The sequence below is a fragment of the Chryseobacterium sp. SSA4.19 genome, from assembly GCF_022601875.1.
GTDB lineage: Bacteria > Bacteroidota > Bacteroidia > Flavobacteriales > Weeksellaceae > Chryseobacterium.
In genome coordinates this window covers 34,077-53,027 of the sequence record NZ_JAKVIP010000016.1, presented here as the reverse complement: position 1 = coordinate 53,027, position 18,951 = coordinate 34,077, and the positions used below count along the sequence as shown (strand labels likewise).

Annotated in this window: 19 protein-coding genes, 1 tRNA gene and 1 pseudogene; 15 read left to right on the top strand and 6 right to left on the bottom strand. The window is 36.7% G+C overall.

Annotation, left to right across the window (positions count from 1 at the left end):
- The first annotated feature begins 27 nt into the window (after positions 1-27).
- The 4 genes from MKJ01_RS12525 (at position 28) to MKJ01_RS12510 (ending at position 5,649) form a co-directional block, all read left to right on the top strand.
- Positions 28-1,101 carry a carbamoyl phosphate synthase small subunit gene (locus MKJ01_RS12525; RefSeq protein WP_241614406.1) on the top strand — a complete coding sequence of 358 codons (1,074 nt, stop codon included), beginning with the start codon at positions 28-30 and terminating at the stop codon, positions 1,099-1,101.
- A gap of 41 nt (positions 1,102-1,142) precedes the next feature.
- Positions 1,143-1,424, top strand: coding sequence for a four helix bundle protein (locus tag MKJ01_RS12520; RefSeq protein WP_241614407.1), 282 nt, complete (start codon positions 1,143-1,145; stop codon positions 1,422-1,424).
- 126 nt (positions 1,425-1,550) lie between these two features.
- Positions 1,551-4,733 (top strand): carbamoyl-phosphate synthase large subunit, encoded by a 3,183-nt coding sequence (gene carB, locus MKJ01_RS12515; RefSeq protein WP_241614408.1) that lies wholly within the window; start codon positions 1,551-1,553, stop codon positions 4,731-4,733.
- 103 nt (positions 4,734-4,836) lie between these two features.
- A complete protein-coding gene (locus MKJ01_RS12510; RefSeq protein WP_241614409.1) occupies positions 4,837-5,649 on the top strand; it encodes a hypothetical protein in 813 nt (270 codons plus the stop codon).
- A 176-nt stretch (positions 5,650-5,825) separates the two neighbouring features.
- On the opposite strand, the gene MKJ01_RS12505 is transcribed toward MKJ01_RS12510, so the two are convergent.
- Together MKJ01_RS12505 and MKJ01_RS12500 are read right to left on the bottom strand one after the other, a co-directional pair.
- Entirely contained in the window at positions 5,826-6,278 is a 453-nt protein-coding gene (locus MKJ01_RS12505; RefSeq protein WP_241614410.1) for a hypothetical protein, read from the bottom strand.
- Positions 6,279-6,349: 71 nt separating this feature from the next.
- Positions 6,350-6,673, bottom strand: coding sequence for a hypothetical protein (locus tag MKJ01_RS12500; RefSeq protein ID WP_241614411.1), 324 nt, complete (start codon positions 6,671-6,673; stop codon positions 6,350-6,352).
- Between the two features lie 121 nt (positions 6,674-6,794).
- Between MKJ01_RS12500 and MKJ01_RS12495 the strand changes: the two genes are divergently transcribed.
- The 7 genes and pseudogenes from MKJ01_RS12495 (at position 6,795) to MKJ01_RS12465 (ending at position 12,479) form a co-directional block, all read left to right on the top strand.
- Positions 6,795-7,946: an ATP-binding cassette domain-containing protein gene (locus tag MKJ01_RS12495; protein WP_241614412.1), complete on the top strand. Its 1,152-nt coding sequence runs from the start codon at positions 6,795-6,797 to the stop codon at positions 7,944-7,946.
- 20 nt (positions 7,947-7,966) lie between these two features.
- Positions 7,967-9,829, top strand: coding sequence for a hypothetical protein (locus MKJ01_RS12490; RefSeq protein ID WP_241614413.1), 1,863 nt, complete (start codon positions 7,967-7,969; stop codon positions 9,827-9,829).
- A gap of 442 nt (positions 9,830-10,271) precedes the next feature.
- The gene (locus MKJ01_RS12485) at positions 10,272-10,877 is read left to right on the top strand and encodes a DUF2911 domain-containing protein (protein ID WP_241614414.1); all 606 of its coding nucleotides are present in this window, start codon (positions 10,272-10,274) and stop codon (positions 10,875-10,877) included.
- Positions 10,878-10,879: 2 nt separating this feature from the next.
- Positions 10,880-11,308, top strand: a pseudogene (locus MKJ01_RS12480) (GNAT family N-acetyltransferase); the annotation flags it as partial.
- A 93-nt stretch (positions 11,309-11,401) separates the two neighbouring features.
- Entirely contained in the window at positions 11,402-11,773 is a 372-nt protein-coding gene (locus MKJ01_RS12475; protein WP_241632628.1) for a cupin domain-containing protein, read from the top strand.
- 2 nt (positions 11,774-11,775) lie between these two features.
- Positions 11,776-12,012 carry a hypothetical protein gene (locus tag MKJ01_RS12470; RefSeq protein ID WP_241614416.1) on the top strand — a complete coding sequence of 79 codons (237 nt, stop codon included), beginning with the start codon at positions 11,776-11,778 and terminating at the stop codon, positions 12,010-12,012.
- An 89-nt stretch (positions 12,013-12,101) separates the two neighbouring features.
- Positions 12,102-12,479: a PEGA domain-containing protein gene (locus MKJ01_RS12465; RefSeq protein ID WP_241614417.1), complete on the top strand. Its 378-nt coding sequence runs from the start codon at positions 12,102-12,104 to the stop codon at positions 12,477-12,479.
- Positions 12,480-12,594: 115 nt separating this feature from the next.
- Here MKJ01_RS12465 and MKJ01_RS12460 read toward each other — a convergent pair whose 3' ends face one another.
- Genes MKJ01_RS12460 through MKJ01_RS12445 form a run of 4 tightly spaced genes read right to left on the bottom strand, consistent with a single transcriptional unit; the run spans position 12,595 to position 15,013 of the window.
- Positions 12,595-13,338 (bottom strand): dienelactone hydrolase family protein, encoded by a 744-nt coding sequence (locus MKJ01_RS12460; RefSeq protein ID WP_241614418.1) that lies wholly within the window; start codon positions 13,336-13,338, stop codon positions 12,595-12,597.
- Positions 13,339-13,383: 45 nt separating this feature from the next.
- Positions 13,384-13,839, bottom strand: coding sequence for a hypothetical protein (locus MKJ01_RS12455; RefSeq protein ID WP_241614419.1), 456 nt, complete (start codon positions 13,837-13,839; stop codon positions 13,384-13,386).
- Between the two features lie 59 nt (positions 13,840-13,898).
- Complete coding sequence (locus MKJ01_RS12450) at positions 13,899-14,570, bottom strand: hypothetical protein (protein ID WP_241614420.1); 672 nt, start codon at positions 14,568-14,570, stop codon at positions 13,899-13,901.
- 14 nt (positions 14,571-14,584) lie between these two features.
- The gene (locus MKJ01_RS12445; protein ID WP_241614421.1) at positions 14,585-15,013 is read right to left on the bottom strand and encodes a type I restriction enzyme HsdR N-terminal domain-containing protein; all 429 of its coding nucleotides are present in this window, start codon (positions 15,011-15,013) and stop codon (positions 14,585-14,587) included.
- Between the two features lie 7 nt (positions 15,014-15,020).
- Between MKJ01_RS12445 and holA the strand changes: the two genes are divergently transcribed.
- The 4 genes from holA to MKJ01_RS12425 all read left to right on the top strand — a co-directional run bounded on the left by holA (position 15,021) and on the right by MKJ01_RS12425 (position 18,846).
- Positions 15,021-16,058 (top strand): DNA polymerase III subunit delta, encoded by a 1,038-nt coding sequence (gene holA / locus MKJ01_RS12440; RefSeq protein WP_241614422.1) that lies wholly within the window; start codon positions 15,021-15,023, stop codon positions 16,056-16,058.
- 177 nt (positions 16,059-16,235) lie between these two features.
- The gene (gene trxB, locus MKJ01_RS12435) at positions 16,236-17,180 is read left to right on the top strand and encodes a thioredoxin-disulfide reductase (protein ID WP_241614423.1); all 945 of its coding nucleotides are present in this window, start codon (positions 16,236-16,238) and stop codon (positions 17,178-17,180) included.
- Positions 17,181-17,386: 206 nt separating this feature from the next.
- Positions 17,387-17,474: transfer RNA gene (locus tag MKJ01_RS12430), tRNA-Ser, on the top strand.
- 484 nt (positions 17,475-17,958) lie between these two features.
- Positions 17,959-18,846, top strand: a complete 888-nt coding sequence (locus MKJ01_RS12425) for a T9SS type A sorting domain-containing protein (RefSeq protein WP_241614424.1) — start codon at positions 17,959-17,961, stop codon at positions 18,844-18,846.
- Positions 18,847-18,951: the final 105 nt, after the last annotated feature.

Below are 18,951 nucleotides of genomic sequence, written 5' to 3'. Positions count from 1 at the left end.
ATAAAATAGAATAAAGAGATAAAGAAAATGAAGAAAAAATTAATACTGGAGTCCGGTGAAGTATTTCATGGAGAGGGTTTTGGAGCAGCATCGGAAACTGTGGGAGAGGTGGTTTTCAATACCGGGATGACAGGGTATCAGGAGCTGATCTCAGATCCGTCTTACTGCGGCCAGATTGTCTGCATGACGTATCCGCTTATCGGAAACTATGGAATTAATAGAGATGATTACGAGAGTATTGAGCCTGCCATCAAAGGTCTTATTGTAAAAGAACTTTGTGACCTGCCATCTAATTTCCGTACTCAGATCACTTTAGATGAATTATTTAAAAAGAAAGATCTTTCGGGTATTTCAGGAATCGATACCAGAAGGCTGACAAGGATTCTCAGGAACCATGGAGTGGTTAAAGGAAAAATCGTCAATGCTGATGCGGATGAAAATACTGTAGTTTTAGAATTAAAATCTACAACATTCCCAACCAATCAGGTGGAACAGGTTTCTACGAAAACGTCCTACGCCAATCCGGGAAGAGGGCTGAAAGTGGTTTTGGTTGATTTCGGTTCCAAATTGGGGATTATCAGAGAATTATCCCAACGAAACTGTGATATCACGGTAGTTTCCCAGGATGTTACTGCAGAAGAAATTTTATTGATGGATCCGGACGGCGTAATGCTTTCCAATGGTCCCGGTGATCCTGAAGACAACCAACAGGCTTTGGAAATGATCCGTGGAGTATTAGGAAAAGTTCCGATCTTCGGAATCTGCTTGGGTCACCAATTAATAGGGTTGGCTTGTAGAGCAAAAACGTTCAAGTTGAAATTCGGACACCGCGGAGGAAACCATCCCGTATTGGATTTAGAAAAAAACAAAGTGGCTATTACTTCTCAAAACCACGGTTATGCAGTGGATCAGGAAAGTTTGAAAAATACAGATTTAATTGAAACACACATCGCATTGAATGACAGGACAAACGAAGGTCTGAAACACAAGATTCATCCTTGTTTCTCCGTTCAGTACCACCCGGAAGCAAGTCCGGGTCCTGAAGACGCAAATTATTTGTTTGATGACTTCATAGATTTAATGGAGAATTTTAAAAAGTAATTGGATTTCAGATATTAGACATCAGATAAAAGACTTTTAATATGCATAATTTTGAGAAATTAATTTTCTGGCAGAAATCAATAGAGCTTGCAAAAGAAGTTTATATTATTTGTGCTGATTTACCGAAAGATGAAAAATTCGGTTTGATTTCTAAAATTAAAAGATCTATAGTTTCAATCCCTTCAAATATTGCAGAAGGAGCGGGCAGAAATAATGACAGAGAATTCTACCACTTTCTCGGAATAGCAAATGCTTCTTCTTTTGAATTGCAGACACAATTTATCTTAACAAGAGAATTAAATTTATTGAATACAGAAAAGTGAATAGTTTAATATCAGATCTCAATGAAATCCAAAGAATGATTTATACATTCAAATCTAATCTAAAAAAATAACATAACACCGGAAGTCTGAAATCTGACATCTGGCATCTCATATCTAAATTAGAAAATGGCAAAACGTACAGATATAAAAACAATTTTAGTAATCGGTTCCGGGCCTATCATCATCGGTCAGGCGGCGGAATTTGATTACGCAGGAACACAGGCTTGTTTATCTTTGAGAGAAGAAGGCTACAAGGTCATTCTGATCAATTCAAACCCTGCAACGATTATGACTGATGTGGAAATCGCCGATAAAGTGTATATCGAGCCGATATCCCTTCAGTTTGTAAGTCATATCATCAGAAAAGAGCGTCCCGATGCACTTTTACCGACGCTTGGCGGACAGACCGGCTTGAACATGGCAGTAGAATTGGAAAAATCAGGGATTCTTGAGGAATGTAAAGTTGAGGTTCTCGGAACCACGCTTTCAGCAATCAACAGGGCAGAAGACAGGGATTTGTTCCGTGAATTAATGAGAGAGCTGAACGAACCCGTTCCTGAATCCGACATCGTAAATACAGTAGAAGGAGCATTGCGTTTTGCTGAAGAGATCGGTTATCCCGTAATCGTTCGACCTGCTTTTACCATGGGAGGAACAGGTGGCGGAATTGCTTCCAATGAAGCTGAATTAAAAGAAATTTCAGAATTGGGATTAAAATACAGCCCGGTAACGCAGTGTCTGATCGAAAGATCCATCGCAGGCTTCAAAGAAATTGAATACGAAGTAATGCGTGACGCAAACGACAACGCCATTGTAGTCTGTAACATGGAAAACATCGATCCGGTTGGCGTACATACCGGTGATTCAATTGTGGTGGCGCCTTCCCAGACCCTTTCTGACAGAGAATATCAGTTGTTGAGAAACGCTTCGTTAAAAATCATCAGGGCTTTAGGAATTGAAGGCGGATGTAATGTACAGCTGGCTTTAGACCCTAATTCATTTGATTATTATATCATCGAGGTAAATCCCAGGGTTTCCCGGTCATCGGCGTTGGCAAGTAAAGCAACAGGATACCCGATTGCTAAAATTGCAGCAAAAATTGCAGTCGGATTGACTTTGGATGAAATCATGAACCCGGTGACGGGAAAAACATACGCTTGTTTTGAGCCGGCTTTGGATTATGTGGTGACGAAATTCCCGAGGTTCCCGTTTGATAAATTTGAAACGGCAGATAGGAGACTGTCAACCCAGATGAAAGCGACAGGTGAAGTAATGGCAATCGGAAGAAACTTCGAGGAGTCTTTACAGAAAGCCATCCGCTCATTGGAAACTGGAATTAGACATATCGGTTTAAAGACCAAACAGGCGCAAGCACTTACTGCAGAAGAAATCGAAAGAAGGATCAGAGTTTGTGACGATGAGAGGCTTTTCATCATCGGCGATGCTTTAAGAAGAGGATACGATTGGGAGCAGATTGTAGAATGGAGCAAAATCGATAAATTCTTTATCTGGAAAATTAAGAAGTTGATTGATTTCGAAAAGATCATCGCTGATAATAAATTTGATAAAGAAACCTTATTACAGGCTAAAAAATTAGGTTTCGCTGATATTAATATTGCGGTTCTCTGGGATGTAAAAGGACGTGAAGTGTTCAATTTCAGAAAAGAAAACGGAATCATGCCGGTGTACAAAATGGTAGACACCTGCGCTGCGGAATTTGAAAGCGAAACTCCATATTTCTATGGAACTTACGAAGAAGAAAACGAAAGTGCAGCTTCAGACAAAGATAAAATCATTGTTTTAGGTTCAGGACCGATCAGAATCGGGCAGGGTGTTGAGTTTGATTACGCTACCGTTCACTCAGTTTGGGCCATCAAAGAAATGGGCTACGAAGCCATTATCATCAACAACAATCCTGAAACGGTTTCTACGGATTTCTCCGTATCGGATAAATTATATTTCGAACCGTTAACGGAAGAAGATGTTATGAACATCATCGAACTTGAACAGCCAAAAGGCGTTGTGGTTCAGTTCGGCGGACAGACAGCAATTAACTTAGCCGATAAATTAGCTTCTCATGGCGTTCAGATCCTGGGAACTTCCCTTGAAGATTTAGACAGAGCAGAAAACAGAGATAAATTTGAAAAAGCCCTTCAGGAAATGGGGATTCCCCAGCCTTTAGGAAAGACCTCAACTTCCAAGGAAGAGGCGATAAAAATTGCCAATGAAATCGGGTATCCGGTATTGGTTCGTCCAAGCTACGTTTTAGGAGGACGTGCCATGGAAATTGTATATACCGAAGCAGAATTAGCTCACTATATGGAGTTTGCGGTAGACGCAAGTCCGGAACATCCGGTTTTGGTAGACCGATACATGGTGGGAAAAGAAATTGAAGTGGATGCCATCTGTGATGGGGAAACGGTCGTAATCCCGGGAATTATGGAACACATTGAAAGGGCAGGAGTTCACTCCGGAGATTCAATTGCAGTATATCCTCCACAGAATATTTCACAAAGTGAAGTGGAAACCCTGGTAGATTATACCCAGCGATTGGCAAAAGGGCTGAAAGTGATTGGATTGATGAATATTCAGTATGTGCTTTTTGAAGGTAATGTGTATGTCATCGAAGTAAACCCAAGATCATCACGAACGGTTCCTTTCCTGTCTAAGATCACGGAAGTTCCGATGGCGAATTTGGCTACGAAGGCAATTTTAGGTCAGAAACTAACGGATTTAGGTTGTAAAAACGGATTGGTTCCCAATAAAGAAGGTGTTTTTGTAAAAGTTCCTGTATTCTCTTTCTCAAAATTGGCAAAAGTTGATATCTCTTTAGGGCCTGAAATGAAGTCGACAGGAGAAGTGATGGGCAAAGATACCACTCTGGAAAAAGCATTATATAAAGGATTGGTGGCAGCCGGAAGAAAAGTTCCGATGCACGGCTCGATCTTGTTCACGGTTGCAGATAAGCATAAGCAGGAAGCGGCTGATCTGGCAGCAAGATTCCATGAAGTAGGCTTCAGGGTCTGGGCGACGGAAGGAACAGCAAAATTCTTCGGCGAACAGGGAATTCCTTGCAAAATCGGATATAAAATCGGAGAAGAGAGCGTGAACCTGATCGACCTGATCCAGAAAGGAAAAGTTCAATACGTAGTGAATACCATGACGAAAGGTAAGCAATCCGAAAGAGATGGTTTCCAGATCAGGAGAATGAGTGTGGAGAACGGCGTTCCTTGCTTAACCTCAATGGATACGGTGGAAGCCATCCTGAAAGTAATCGAAAGTATGACTTTCAAAATGGAAACGATGTAGTTTCCGGATTGAGATATAATAAAAGCGGGAGATATTTTCTTCCGCTTTTTTAATGGATATTTTTAGAAAATACTAAATTTATTGAAACGTTACAGAAACTATTATGTTGAAACAAATTTTCGGTGTATTATCATTCTTGTCCATAATTTCTTGTGAAGGAGATTTTGAAGAAAAAAGATTATTGGATTATTCTGAAAAAAATGGTAAGGTAAAATTTGAAATAATCAAGAGAGATTTTACTAAAAATGATTCTTTGAATTTTGAAGAAAAAAGATTTGTGGTATTCGATTCCAGAAATCGGATAATCAATAAAAACAATTCTCAATTTTTCTTTTACGATCATAATAATAAACTCAAAGAAATTAAATCTATATATCGTCGTGGTGGTAAAACAAATATACTGATTGATAAATATTTATATGATGAAAAGCAAAACCTTATATTTATAACTTATCAATTTAATGAAGTTGATACAACTCAGATTATCAGATATAATAAATCGAATCAATTGATTCAAAAGGATTATCCGTTAAGACATTTATCAATAAAATATAAATATGTTAAAGATAAAATTTCTGAAATAAGGGAATCAGAAAATGAAAGTATTTCTAAGAACTCCAAATTTATTTATGATAGTATAGGAAATAAGTTAATCGAAGATTGGGAGTTCAAAGAAAACCAAAGGTTAAGAACATATTTTAAATACAATTCTCGCAATAAACCTATATATAAAAGAGATAGTGCTCTTACTAATTCTGGAAATCCAAATGAATATGTTGAATTCATTGATAAATATTATTACGATAAAAATGATTCTTTAATCGAAAAAAGACAATATGGTAGATTTTTAAGTGAAAAAGAGTTTAAATATAGGGGAAAAACTACCTTCGAATACAAAAGAATTATTCGTAATTAAGCTACTTGAATTATTGACCGATATATTATTTCTAACCTGAACTCCTGTCTAAATGCATATACCAACCATCCACATGAATCAGCTGTCCCGTTGTATGAAGATTTTTCAGATAAGAGCAATGCATTCGGACCAGTAATTTTTAAGAAGTCTGAATTTTATTTATAGAATGAATGGACTTATTTTATTTTGTAATAAGACTCATTAAAATATTTGCTGGGTTTTATATAAACTTTATTTCTTTCCACATCAAAAATCCAATTAAATCTTCTCAGTAAATCGGCTCCGAAATAATTTACCGTTTGAGTCTTCAATTCTCCGACAAAAAATCCTGCTGAAACGTCCTTCAGAATAAAATCTCCGACTTTCAAAAAAGGTAAAATTCCCCGTTTGGTTGTGACGCTTCTTCCTGCTGAATTTTTCATTGTTTTTTCACCTGTTATTTTTAGTTTTTTATCCAATTCTTTCCCATCAGAAAATTCATTGCAGTAAATTAAGCCGCCCGAATAACCCGACTGCAAAAGAAAATACAATTCTTCCTGCTGATTTTCGATGATGTTATCAGCAACAATAGAGAAATATCCGTTTTTTGAAAATAGTGGAATCGATTGATATCCTTTCAGGTCAGGCATTTTATCATAAATTACAAACTGACGGTTGTTATAATCAATCTTAAACGTTTTTCCTTTAAAAATTCCGGTTCCTATTTTCCGTCGGCTTCATGACCGGTAATTTCATTGTCGAAAAATCTGATGTTTTCATATTTTTTAGTTCCGATTTTTATTGTATTTCCATCGCTGATTTCATCTTTAAAAATAATGTGATCTGCTTTTCTGGTTCTTTCGGGTGAAATTGAAGCGTCCTCCATGGCAATCTGAAACATTAAATCGAGCGAATCTTTATCATTTACCAAAGTTTTTATAATAACGTTATTGTATTTTGTAATCCTGAAAGGAATGGTGTCCTGAGCTTTAATGATACACAATGAAAGAAAGAAGCTCAGTGAAAAAATGATCTTATTGCTCATGATTGTTGATGATATGCAAGGTTAAATGTAAGAAAATTTACCATCATATTTTAATTAAATAAGAATCCGGATGCGTACAAATGCATATCTTTAAGGAAGAATTAATAATATTAAACACCACATGACCAAACATCAGCAGCGAGTCGCAGAAGTCTATCATTTTTTCAATAATAAAGATACTGTTTTAGGATTCAGGAGATTGCTGGACTGTGCAATGGATACCCAGGATATGGGAATTTACAGAGAAGCTATTGATCTGACCGATTGGAAAGAAAAACATCCTGAAGACGCAGGTAATCTGATTGAGAAATCTAAAGTTCTGCTTCAAAGAATCGAAAAAATCCCGGTAAAAGAATATTCACTTGAAAAATCAGTACTTCTGGCAAGGAATATTGTGAAATCTTATGGACACAACCGCTTTTCTCTGGGGCCTGTTTCCATAGAGATCAACAAAGGCCAGGTATATGGACTGGTAGGGGAAAACGGCAATGGCAAAACCACTTTGCTGCGGATTTTGGCTAGAGAAATTTCTTACCATGAAGGAGAGCTGCAATATTCCTTCAATGAAGAATCTGAAGACGATTATGATCTTCGTACAAAATTGGTGTACATTCCGCAGAGAACAGCCAAATGGTATGGAAATGTAAAAGACAATTTAAAATTTGTCCTTTCCGGTTACGGGATCAGACCGGAGGAAAATGAAACCCGGACGCTGATGATGATTGCCAGGCTTGGTCTCTGGAATTACAGGCACCTGAAGTGGAGTGAGCTTTCTTCCGGATATAAAATGCGGTTTGAATTGGCCAGAACGCTTTTGAGAAAACCTGAAATCCTTCTGCTGGATGAGCCTCTGGCAAATCTTGATGTAGTGGCTCAGCAGGTAATCTTGGAAGATCTCAGGTCGATTGCCGGTTCTGTTAACCATCCTATTGCACTTATTCTGAGTTCACAGCAATTATATGAAGTGGAAAAGGTGTCTGATAAGGTTATTTTCCTGAAAAATGGACAATACAAGGACAATTCCGAGTTGAAAGATGAAATTAACAATAAGCTGATTATAGAGATCGATACCGACAGTTCAAGAGAAGATCTGATTAAGGCTTTTGAAGGTTTCAGTCTTGAAAAACTGAATTTCAACGGAGGCGTGTATGTAGCTTATTTCTCTTCAGAAACAGCGTTTTATGAGGTTATGACAGCGCTTGGGAATGCCAAAACAGATATTGTATATCTCAGGAATATCTCATCCTCCACCAGACGGTTCTTCGTAAATTAAATTCATTTTAATCTATAAAAATGCAGAAAAAAATAAAGCAGTTTAATCAGTATTTGCTGGAAAGATATCCTACAATCTGGAACACAAAGATCGTATGGATGCTTCTAGCGAGTCTTATCATTCATATTGTCTTTTTTATTATCGGTTATATTTCACATTCGGATCCTAAATCGCTTCAGAAGTTTGATGTAAGGGATGATTATTTTGCAGACGGGATGATTTTTATTCATTTGATTATTTCTATCCTTATGATCGTAGGATGGCTGATTTTGATGTTTAAAAACAATGCTTTCAAAAACTTTTATCCAACTACGAAATGGAAACTGTTTTCACAGTTCCTGCAGTATTTTATCATCGTCTTCGCCTGTACTTCATTCTTCTTTTCATACATGACGGGCTTTAGGCTCTTTGTGCAAAATACGTATCCTGACAATGAAATGTCGGAAAAGGTAGCGGTCATTAACAGGACGTATCCTTTCTTTTCTCAGGACATTGAGAATTACACCCTCGACAATAAAGTATTTCCGCAGTATCCGGATCTCTTCTGTGAAACAAATATTGAAAAAATAGACCGCAATAAGAAATACTTTGTGTATTATGACCGTGTGTATCAATTCTATACCTTGTATTCAAAAACAGTAGATAAGAAGGATGCAGCGGGGAATTATTCCTATCCTCAAACGGAGCCGGAAAATAGATTTGCCTACTCGGAAAAGAATGATGATTCTGAAACCTATTACTTTAAAAAAGAGGTAGTGGATCTTTCACCCTATATCAAAACCACAGGCCTTACATTTTATAATTTTTCAAGTCTGTTTTACCGGAACAATCTTGAAGAGAAAATGTTTTTAAAGAGAGGATATTATAATGACCAGTTCAATGATTATAAAAATTCTTACCGGAAAGAAAGATTTGAAGTAAACAGGCTCACGGCAGAATTGTTAAACAAGAAGAATCCGGCAGAACTTGAGAAGCTGATGAAAGATTTCCTCAGAATCTCAGGCGAATTTGGAATTGATCATAACCTGGATTCCAAAAACTGGGCAAAAATGGTATACCAGCCTGAAGATTTCAATGTCCGTTATTTTATTAAGAAATATAAGGTCAGGCCGAATGAAGCATACGATCCTAACGGTCAATATAATGATGACTATGGAACGACTACAGTAGCGACAGATGCGAGAACGGAAGTTGTTGAGGGACATATTGTTAATAAATCCGTCCAGATCAAGGATTTTAATCCTGATATCAGCAAACAAATTTCTCCGGAAGATTATTTTAAGAAAAACCTCACCGATTACTATTACAATACCAGTGACCTCCGGAATTTTTTGGGAAATGTGGATGTCATAAAATCGACTGATTTCTTTTCAGAAAATATCCATATCTACCTTTGGATTGCATTCTTTCTGGCTTCTGTTATCTTCAGTTTCAGAGTAACGGATTTACGGTCATTACTGTTCAGTATGATCAGTGCAGGCGTTCTGTTTCTCGCCGTGGTGCTTATTACCGTTTTATATTCTGTATCAGGAGGAAGGGGAAATGAAGAGTTTTTTATTTCTTATCTGCTGCTGGGTATTGGGCTGCTGATATTATTGGTTCCTTTATGTATGATGAGAAAATTCGGAAAACTTGCTTCATCCATATTCATTACGGTTTCCATCAATGCCTTTGTGCTGTTTGTATTCCTGATATTCTTTATCATAAGTCTTCATCAGAAAGAAACATGCAGGGAGTTGATAAGTTCTAATGGATATAGCGACTGCAAAACAATCATTGAGACCTTAGATTTTTCTTTAAGTTATATTATTCTGGTTATAGGTTTTGTATTTATGTATTTTTATACGGTGATCCTTAAAAAATGGAAAGCCATGCCGGAATAAGATTACTGTTATACATCTTATCTCTCATATTTTTATAAGATTTTTGCTCATGACAATTATAAGAATATTATTCAGACGTTACTCAATACAAATTTATTCCAAAGGAGAAAGTAATCAACAGGCATTTTTTCTTACAGTGGAAGGCGATACGGACAGCCATATTTGTTATGTCAAAGAGGGAAAAAGTATCATAGTCTCCGGCACATTGAGCAGGCAAAAAAAATCGGATAACTAACTCTGTATTGAAAATTAAGATTGTGTTAAAAAACATTCGGACTTATCGCTGTCACTACTTTAAATGTTATCATCGGCCTTGTGCTCATTAATTGAATGTATATATGAGTAATTGTTATTCTGGTTATAATTTAATTTAACAAAATTTGTCAAAACCCGAAATTGATTTATCATCCCGATTTTGTATTTTTAGATAAAATTTTTAAAAGTGAAAAAGTTACTATTTGCAGTTTGTATATCAGCTTCAGCATTAAGTTTTGCCCAAGATTATTCAGTGCCGGCGGCAAGTCCGAGACAAAAGGTAGAACAGCAGTTCTCAATGTCTAAAATCACGATTGATTACGGAAGACCGGGTGTGAAAGGCCGAAAAATCTTCGGAGATCTGGTTCCTTACGGGCAGGTTTGGAGAGCAGGTGCCAATTCATCCACTAAAATTACCTTCGGACAATCCGTGAACTTCGGAGGGAAAATTGTTCCGGCAGGTACATACGGATTATTTATTGTTCCGACTGAAAAAGAATGGAAAGTCATTTTAAATAAAGATTTCCAGCAGTGGGGAGCCTATACCTATGATGCAAAACAGGATGTTGTAGATGTTACCGTTCCGGTTAATAAACTGGCCGATAAGCAGGAATGGTTTGAAATCACTTTAAACCCGACAGATGAGAATTCCGGGAATCTGGCTATTAAATGGGATATGGCCCAGGCAGAAGTGGCTATAAAACCGGCTAAGCCTGAAGCGGTGGTTAAGATCGCAGACAAGCTTAAAGAAATTAAAAAAATAGAAGCTGAAGCAGCCAAAACAAAAAGCTAACCATGCATTTTTCAATTCAGCCTATCCTGGAAGATCAGGAATATCAGTTAATCCCCTTACGGCAAGGGGATTTTGAGTCTTTATACGAGGTGGCCTCCGACCCGGAAGTCTGGAAACAGCATCCGAATAAGGACCGTTACCAGAGAAAGGTTTTTCAGAACTTTTTCCAGGGTGCCATGGAAAGTAAGGGGGCTTTCAAGATTGTAGAAAAAGCTTCAGGAGAAATACTGGGCAGCAGCCGTTATTATGATTATGATGAAACCACCAACCGTATTTTTATAGGTTATACTTTTTACGGAACGAAATCCTGGGGGAAAGGTATTAATACCAAAGTCAAAAAGCTGATGCTTAATTATATTTTTCAGTTTGTAGACCAGGTATACTTTCACGTAGGAAAAGATAATATCCGTTCACGGAAAGCGATGGAAAGACTGGGTGCCAGGAAGATTGATGAACAGGAAGTGGCCTATTTTGGCGAACCTTCAAGAACCAATATTGTATACGAAATCAAAAAAGAAAAAAATATGAAAAAATTTAAAATCCAGCAGTCGCCGTTTATTGTCCCCACTACAGACGGAAAGCTGATTGAAGAACACTGGGGAAAATCGACACAGAATTCAAATATCTCCATAGCGCATATGGTGGCCCCCTCTAACTGGAGCGAACCGCACCAGACCCCGGAATTTGACGAATTCACCCTCATTATTTCCGGTAAAAAACAGTTTGAGATCGACGGGGAAACCGTAATTCTGGAAAAAGGCCAGAGCATTATGATTGAAAAAGGAGCAAGAGTGCGTTACAGCAACCCATTTCCCAAAGAATGTGTATATGTTTCCATCTGTCTTCCTGCGTTTTCTATGGAACTGGTGAACAGGGAGCAGGAAGGAGTAGATTAAGTATGGCCACTCAAACCTGTCCAAAATGTAGAGAAGATACCTTCACCTGGCATCAGATGGATGAAGATTCTGACTTATTAAGTTGGGGATGTTACCAGTGCGGTTACAGTGCGGAAGAAAATGAAAAAGATGAATCTGTCTGCAGCCAATGCGGGAAAAAAGCTAAAAGTCGGTTAAGAGACGATAAAGTTGTATACTGGTGGTGCTTCAGCTGTAAAAGTGAAATTATTGAAAATTAAATCATCTTAACGGTAGAAATTGTTATTTGATCATTGTATAATTATTTGTAAGTTCGCCGCTGTAAAAACTGACAACTATTTTTATACATATGAGAAATAAATTATTCGCCGCTCTTTTATTAGGGATTACGCTTTCAACAACATCTTGTGCTACCATTATTACGGGAACAAAAGATAAAATCACATTCAATTCAGCTCCCGAAGGAGCAAAAGTATTTCATAAAGGTGTTGAAAAATGTACGACACCCTGCACTGCAGAGATTCCTAGATCTTTGAGTAAGCAAATGGTAACATTTGAAAAAGAAGGCTTTACCAGCAAAGAAGTTAAACTTACCAAGACCTTCAATCCCGTAACTTTAGTCAATATCTTATTGGGTGGTGCTATTGGTGTTGGAATCGATGCTGCGACTGGTTCTCTTACTAAATATTCCCCGAAAGAATACAAAGTGGAGCTGGAAGCAAAATAAGCTTTCTTGGCAAAAATACATTTTAAAATATAAACCTGACAGATATTTAAAATCTGCCAGGTTTTTTATTAAGATTAATATATTGTGTCAACCTGATGAATAGAGAAGGAAGTCATTATTTAAGGATTTCCTTAAGGAACATCAGCGTATGATTCCAGGCTCTTTTGGCCATCACGGCATTGTAATCCTGTGATTTCGGATCGGTGAAAGTATGTTTGGAATGAGCATAGGTAATAATCTGCCAGTCGGCATGTCCTTCATTCATTTCTTTGATCAGGTTGTTGTAGTCTTCTGTACCGACGCTTTTATCATCAGCAGGATTTTCTACCAGGATTTTTGTGGAAATCGGTCCGTTTTTTCTCGTCTGGTCTTTTCCGAGACTTCCATGAATAGAAACCACACCCGCAACAGGAAGGTTTCCCCTTGCAGATTCAAGAGCGCCTGCTCCGCCGAAACAATATCCGATAACAGCAACTTTACCTGGAAGCGCTCCGTTCTTTTTCAGCTGTTCCAGAGCCAGAAAAATCCTTTTCTGGTACGCTTCATAATTTTTCTTGTAAGAGCCCGAAGCTTTTGCTGCGGCATCATTATCTGCCGGAATATTTCCCTCCCCATAAATATCTGCAATAAAAGCGATGTATCCCTGTTTCTCAAGTTCCGCTGCTGCGGTTTTAGCTTCATCATCGATTCCTTTCCAGGCTGGAAGAATTAAAACTCCGGGAAGTTTTTTTCCTGCATTGGATGTTACTAAACCGTTCAGTTTTTGAGCTCCGTCCTGGTAAGAAATTTTTTTAAGATTTTGACCGAAAATTGCGGTGGAAGTTAATAGAAGTGTTGATAATACGATTAAACGTTTCATAAGTAAATTTTTAAAATCATTAAATCAAATTTAAGGCTAAAAAGATTATTGATTGTTCTTAATTTCGATACGGATTAATTCATCAACTTTTTCATTGAAATTCAATTTTGTAATTCCTGATACTTTTTCCAAGGTTTTAAAATAATTTTCCTGGTCTTCAGGATTGAATTTTCCACAGGTTAAAAGTTGTAAAACACTGCCAAAACCTTTTTCCTTTTCAATTTTTTTTATAATGATTCCATTGATGAGATTTTCAAAATAAATGGGTGTAGAAGGGAGACTGAAGTTTTCTTTATTACCATATAGTGAAAGCCAATCTGTTTTTTTAGATCCTAAATATGCATCTCTAAAATGTATCCAAATTTGTTCCCATCTATAAAAAGGATGACCGTCGTTAATGTAGGAGTATCCTTCGAGAACTGGCAAATACAAATTTTTTTGTGGATATTTTTTATTAATTCTTGCTTTCCAGAGACTGCCGAAAGAAAAATCATCCAGCATTCCTTTTTGCGTAGAAACAAATAATACACTGTGGTTGTTGCTGTTTGCATAATCAATTCCTAAAAAAAATTGCCAGCGTCGGATTCATCTGTTTTATAATCAATTCCCAAAAGTTTGTTAGCCTTTAAAATTCCATCTGCACAATATACTGTGGTGGGAAGTTTTTGTTCTTTTAGATTTAAACTCAGCTGATTATTTTTTGAGATAAAATCTTTCATTTTTTTTTCATCAATATTCTTTTCAAAGTAAAAAGTGTAATTTTCTATTGATTTTGATTTCCAATTATTTAAATTGTTTTTAATTGTCGATGAAAGCAAATGCTGGTTGTTTATTTCCTGTACTGAAATTTGAATATTCGCAACTGAATGTTTTGTTTCTTTATCTTTAAAATAGCAATTGAGATAAACAATATAATTATTTTTATCACTAACCTCAGCCGATATAATTTCATACATCAGATTGTATTGTGTTGTAAATATTTTACTATTCTGCAGTTTTCTAAGTTCATCTAAAAACAGCCAGGTTTCTAATTTGTTTTTTGGATTTATAATTCTTAAATTCTCATTCTCAATATTTTTATCTAAAATAAATTGACTTAAGTTTTCAATGATTTTTTGTCTTTTTAATGAATCTTCTACAATATTCAGATTATTATTCACAAGAACTTTTGACTGTGAGAAAGTAAATACGTAGAAAAACAGGAATAAAAAAACAGATATATTTTTCATCATTGGTTATCTGGAGATTAAGATCTACGAAACCTATATTGCGTGCCATCGTAAAACGCATTAATATGCTGCAACCCATTTGTTAAAATAATTTCAGAAGCACCAATTATAGAATTATATCTTGCAGTTTGCTCAAACGTTTTTTCAGTTAACTTGATTTGTGGAGCTTTGCATTCAATCAAAATTTTTGGCTGAGCTTTTTCGGTAATTAAAAGATCAATACGTTTTGTTAAACCATTCAGAACAATCTTTTTTTCAGTAATTAAAGCCGATGTAGAGTAGGACTTCACGGTAAGATAATAATGAACCCAATGTTGCCTTACCCATTCTTCAGGCGTAAGCAAAAGGTAAGTTTTACGAACTAAGTCATAAATAAAAAACTTATCTTTGTCCTGCTTGAATTTAAAATCAAAAGTTTCCTGAAAGTTCAGTTTTGGAAGTTCCATTTATAAGATGAAAGAATTAGATACAATCCTCAAAAATATTAAAAATAAAGAAGTTCTGCCGATTTATTTTTTTCACGGAGAAGAACCTTATTTTATTGATCTTGCCGTAAAGGCCCTGGAACATGATTTCCTGAGTGAAGATGAAAAAGCCTTTAATCAAACCGTGGTCTACGGAAAAGATACCGGCTATCCGGAAGTTCTTTCTCTTGCCAGGCAGTTCCCGATGATGGGCGAAAAGCAGTTGGTCATTGTAAAGGAAGCACAGGATTTAAAATTAACCGAAAGCGAGAGCAAAGCGTTGGAGGTATATGTGGAAAATCCGGTTCCTTCCACCGTACTTGTTTTTGCGCACAAGCATAAAAAATTAGACAGCCGGAAAAAAGTAACCAAGTCTCTGGAAAAAGCCGGTGCACTTTTTTTAAGTGAATCGGTAAGAGAACATAACCTTCCGAAATGGATTGCGGATGAATGCAGCAGGCTGGGCATGAAAACGGCACCTAATATGTCTCATTTGCTGGCAGAATATCTCGGGAACGATCTTTCGAGGATTGCCAATGAGCTGAATAAACTTAAAATGATTCTTAAGCCGGGAGAAATTCTAGACGGTACCCTTATAGAAAATCACATCGGCATCAGTAAAGAATATAATGTTTTTGAACTGCAGAAGGCTCTGGGAACTAAAAATGCCAATGCCGCATTTAAAATTGCCCATTATATGGGGAAGAACCCTAAGAACAATCCTTTTGTGATGCTGCTTTCAAGCTTGTATAACTATTTTTCCAATGTCATCATGTATCATACCATGGCGGGCCAGCCTCCGCAGGTAATTGCTTCCCAGATGGGAGTTAATCCGTATTTTATAAAAGATTACTCAGAATCGGCAAGGCTGTATCCGTTAAAGCATGCCACAAGAGTGATCTCAGTGCTACGGGAATTCGATATGAAAGGAAAAGGGCTGGGAGCCGTCAACATGAATGAAGCAGAGCTGATTAAAGAACTGGTTTATAAAATCATTCATGTGGATAAAATCAAGATGAAAGTTTGATACCGTTAAGACCGATAAGCGTTGTTTTCAATATTTTTAATCTGATAGTGTATTATTTACGGCATAATCGAAAACCGGCATCTTAGATATTGACAAGTATCATTAAAATAACTTTAATTAAATATTAAAAATTACGAAATTAGCGGTCATAAATTTTAAATCTTTGAAAAGCAGATTATGGAGCAAAATATTTTAGATTGTGTGATCGTAGGATCCGGACCTTCCGGCTTTACAGCAGCTATTTATGCGGCAAGGGCAGACTTGAAACCTGAGCTGTATACAGGTCTTGAACCGGGCGGACAATTAACCACCACCACGGAAGTGGATAACTTTCCGGGATATCCTTCGGGGATTACGGGTCCTGAAATGATGATGGATCTTCAGAAGCAGGCAGAAAGATTTGATACCAAAGTACATTATGAGATGATCACGAAGGTTGAATTTTCTAAAGAAGTTGGGGGAACACATAAGTTATATGCCGGGAATAAAGAAATTTTTGCCAGAACCGTTATTATTTCTACCGGGGCAACGGCAAAATATTTAGGTCTTGCTGATGAGAAAAAATATGCCGGAGGAGGTGTTTCAGCATGTGCAACCTGTGACGGATTTTTTTATAAAGGAAAAGATGTTGTAGTGGTAGGGGCAGGAGATACGGCAGCTGAAGAAGCTACTTATCTTGCAAAACTGTGCAGAAAGGTAACTATGTTGGTAAGAAAAGATGTTTTCAGAGCGTCTAAAGCAATGATTCACAGGGTACATAATACTCCGAATATTGAAGTAAAATTCCATCATGAGCTGATTGGCATTGAAGGGGAAAATAATTTGGTTGAAAGGGCAGTGGTCATTAACAATCAGACCAATGAAACATCCACAATTGAGGTGGACGGTATTTTTATAGCGATCGGGCACAAGCCTAATACCGATGTTTTTGTCGGACAAATTACTCTGGATGAGAACGGATATATTGCTACTGAAAAAGGGACTGCAAAAACCAATCTTCCGGGCGTCTTCGCGGCGGGTGACGTACAGGATCATATCTACAGACAGGCAATCACGGCTGCAGGAAGCGGATGTATGGCCGCTATGGATGCAGAAAAGTACCTGGCTGAATTAGAAGACTAAATTTTTAATCTCATATAGAATAAAACGCACCCTTTGGTGCGTTTTGTTTTTATATATTTTCCTTGATATATCGATCCGTAAAATTAATCTTTCTGATTTTTAACTGATTATTGCACTTTACGAGATTTTATGCCGAAATATTTTGGCAATCGTGAAAAACATTTTATATTTGCACCACTGAAAACGACGATGCTATCGGAGTTTAAGGAGAGTTGGCAGAGTGGTCGATTGCGGCAGTCTTGAAAACTGTTGACTGTAACAGGTCCGGGGGTTCGAATCCCTCACTCTCCGCCAGTTGGGAAACCAAAATAAGCTAAAACGCTGTAAACATCAATGTTTACAGCGTTTTTTGTTTTAACGATGATATCAAAGAAAATCAAAAAAGAAGGATCATGTAGGATCATGCACTAAAGGGATCAAGTGCAAAAGTTGGAGAAAAAAGATAAAGCTTTATTTTTGTTGAATGTCCAGTGAGAGCGAACTTTTGAATTATTACTTCCCGAATATTAAATTTTTCATTTTTGATATTGTCAGTTGAAGAGAAAGAAAAGCTGCTCCATATTTACTTTGAAGAAAAAAATACGGTTCCAAAAAGTTTTTCATAGATCATGCATAAAAGTTGTTGACTAAGCAAAAAGTTCTCTACCTCTTACTCATAAAGTTGTCCTCTAAAGTTTTTATTACAGCATTAAAATATTCTGTTATAATCGGTACTTCTCTTATTGTAAATACACATTTTTAATTTTATGTATATTAGCGCATTAAAAATTATAACACTATGATAAAAAAATTACTTTCATTAATTGCAACAATTTCATTTTGTTTGTTGGCTTTCAGCCAAACCATATCTTTCGAAACTTCAGAGGGATATACATTAGGGGATATTAACAATCAGCAAGGGTGGAATTATTTGGGAAATTTAGCACCTAATACAGGAATGGTGAGCAATACAGCTGCGACAACAGGATCAAATGCTTTACAGGTATCCGGTAACAATACAACCGACGATGGAAGTATCAGAAAAACGATTACTGGTTTTAATATGACCGAATATTCTTTTGATTACAAGATCGAAGGTATTGATGGCTCAGATTATTTTATGGCAGTCCGCGATAACAGCAATTCTATCATAGGGGCTTTTGTAATAGATTTTGAGGAGGGGAATCTTGCTGTTTATAATGGGATAACGGAAGATACAGATGAAACTGCCATTAATATTTCACCAGATACATGGTACAATTTTAAAATGGTAATCAATAAAACCACCAATACGGTGCAGTATTTTGTAAATAACACACTTTTAGGCAGTAAGAGCATCTCAAGTACAGCAACCAATGTCAGTATTATTGATTTTGGGTATGCCGACTTTGGTACAGGCTTTACTGTTGATAATATTAAAATAGCAGACTCAAATCTTCTGGCAACTTCTGATACTCAGTATGATGCCGATATATATATTTATCCTAATCCTGCATCAGATTATATTAATATCAAAACTCAGGATAAGATTGGACCTGTGGAAATTTATGATGTTTCAGGTAAGCTGGTGTTAAAGGACTTGTCCGGAAAAAATCAGGTCGCTGTGACATCATTGCAAACTGGAACTTATTTTTTAACGGTAAAAATAAAAGATCGGTTAATCAATAAGAAATTTATAAAAAGATAAGCTGAGCGTTTTTAAAGGCTTAAGCCCATTAAACGATATTAAATTAGATCCGAGGAATGATTTCTTCGGATTTTTTATTCACTTTGTGGTTTTTGCATAAACTTG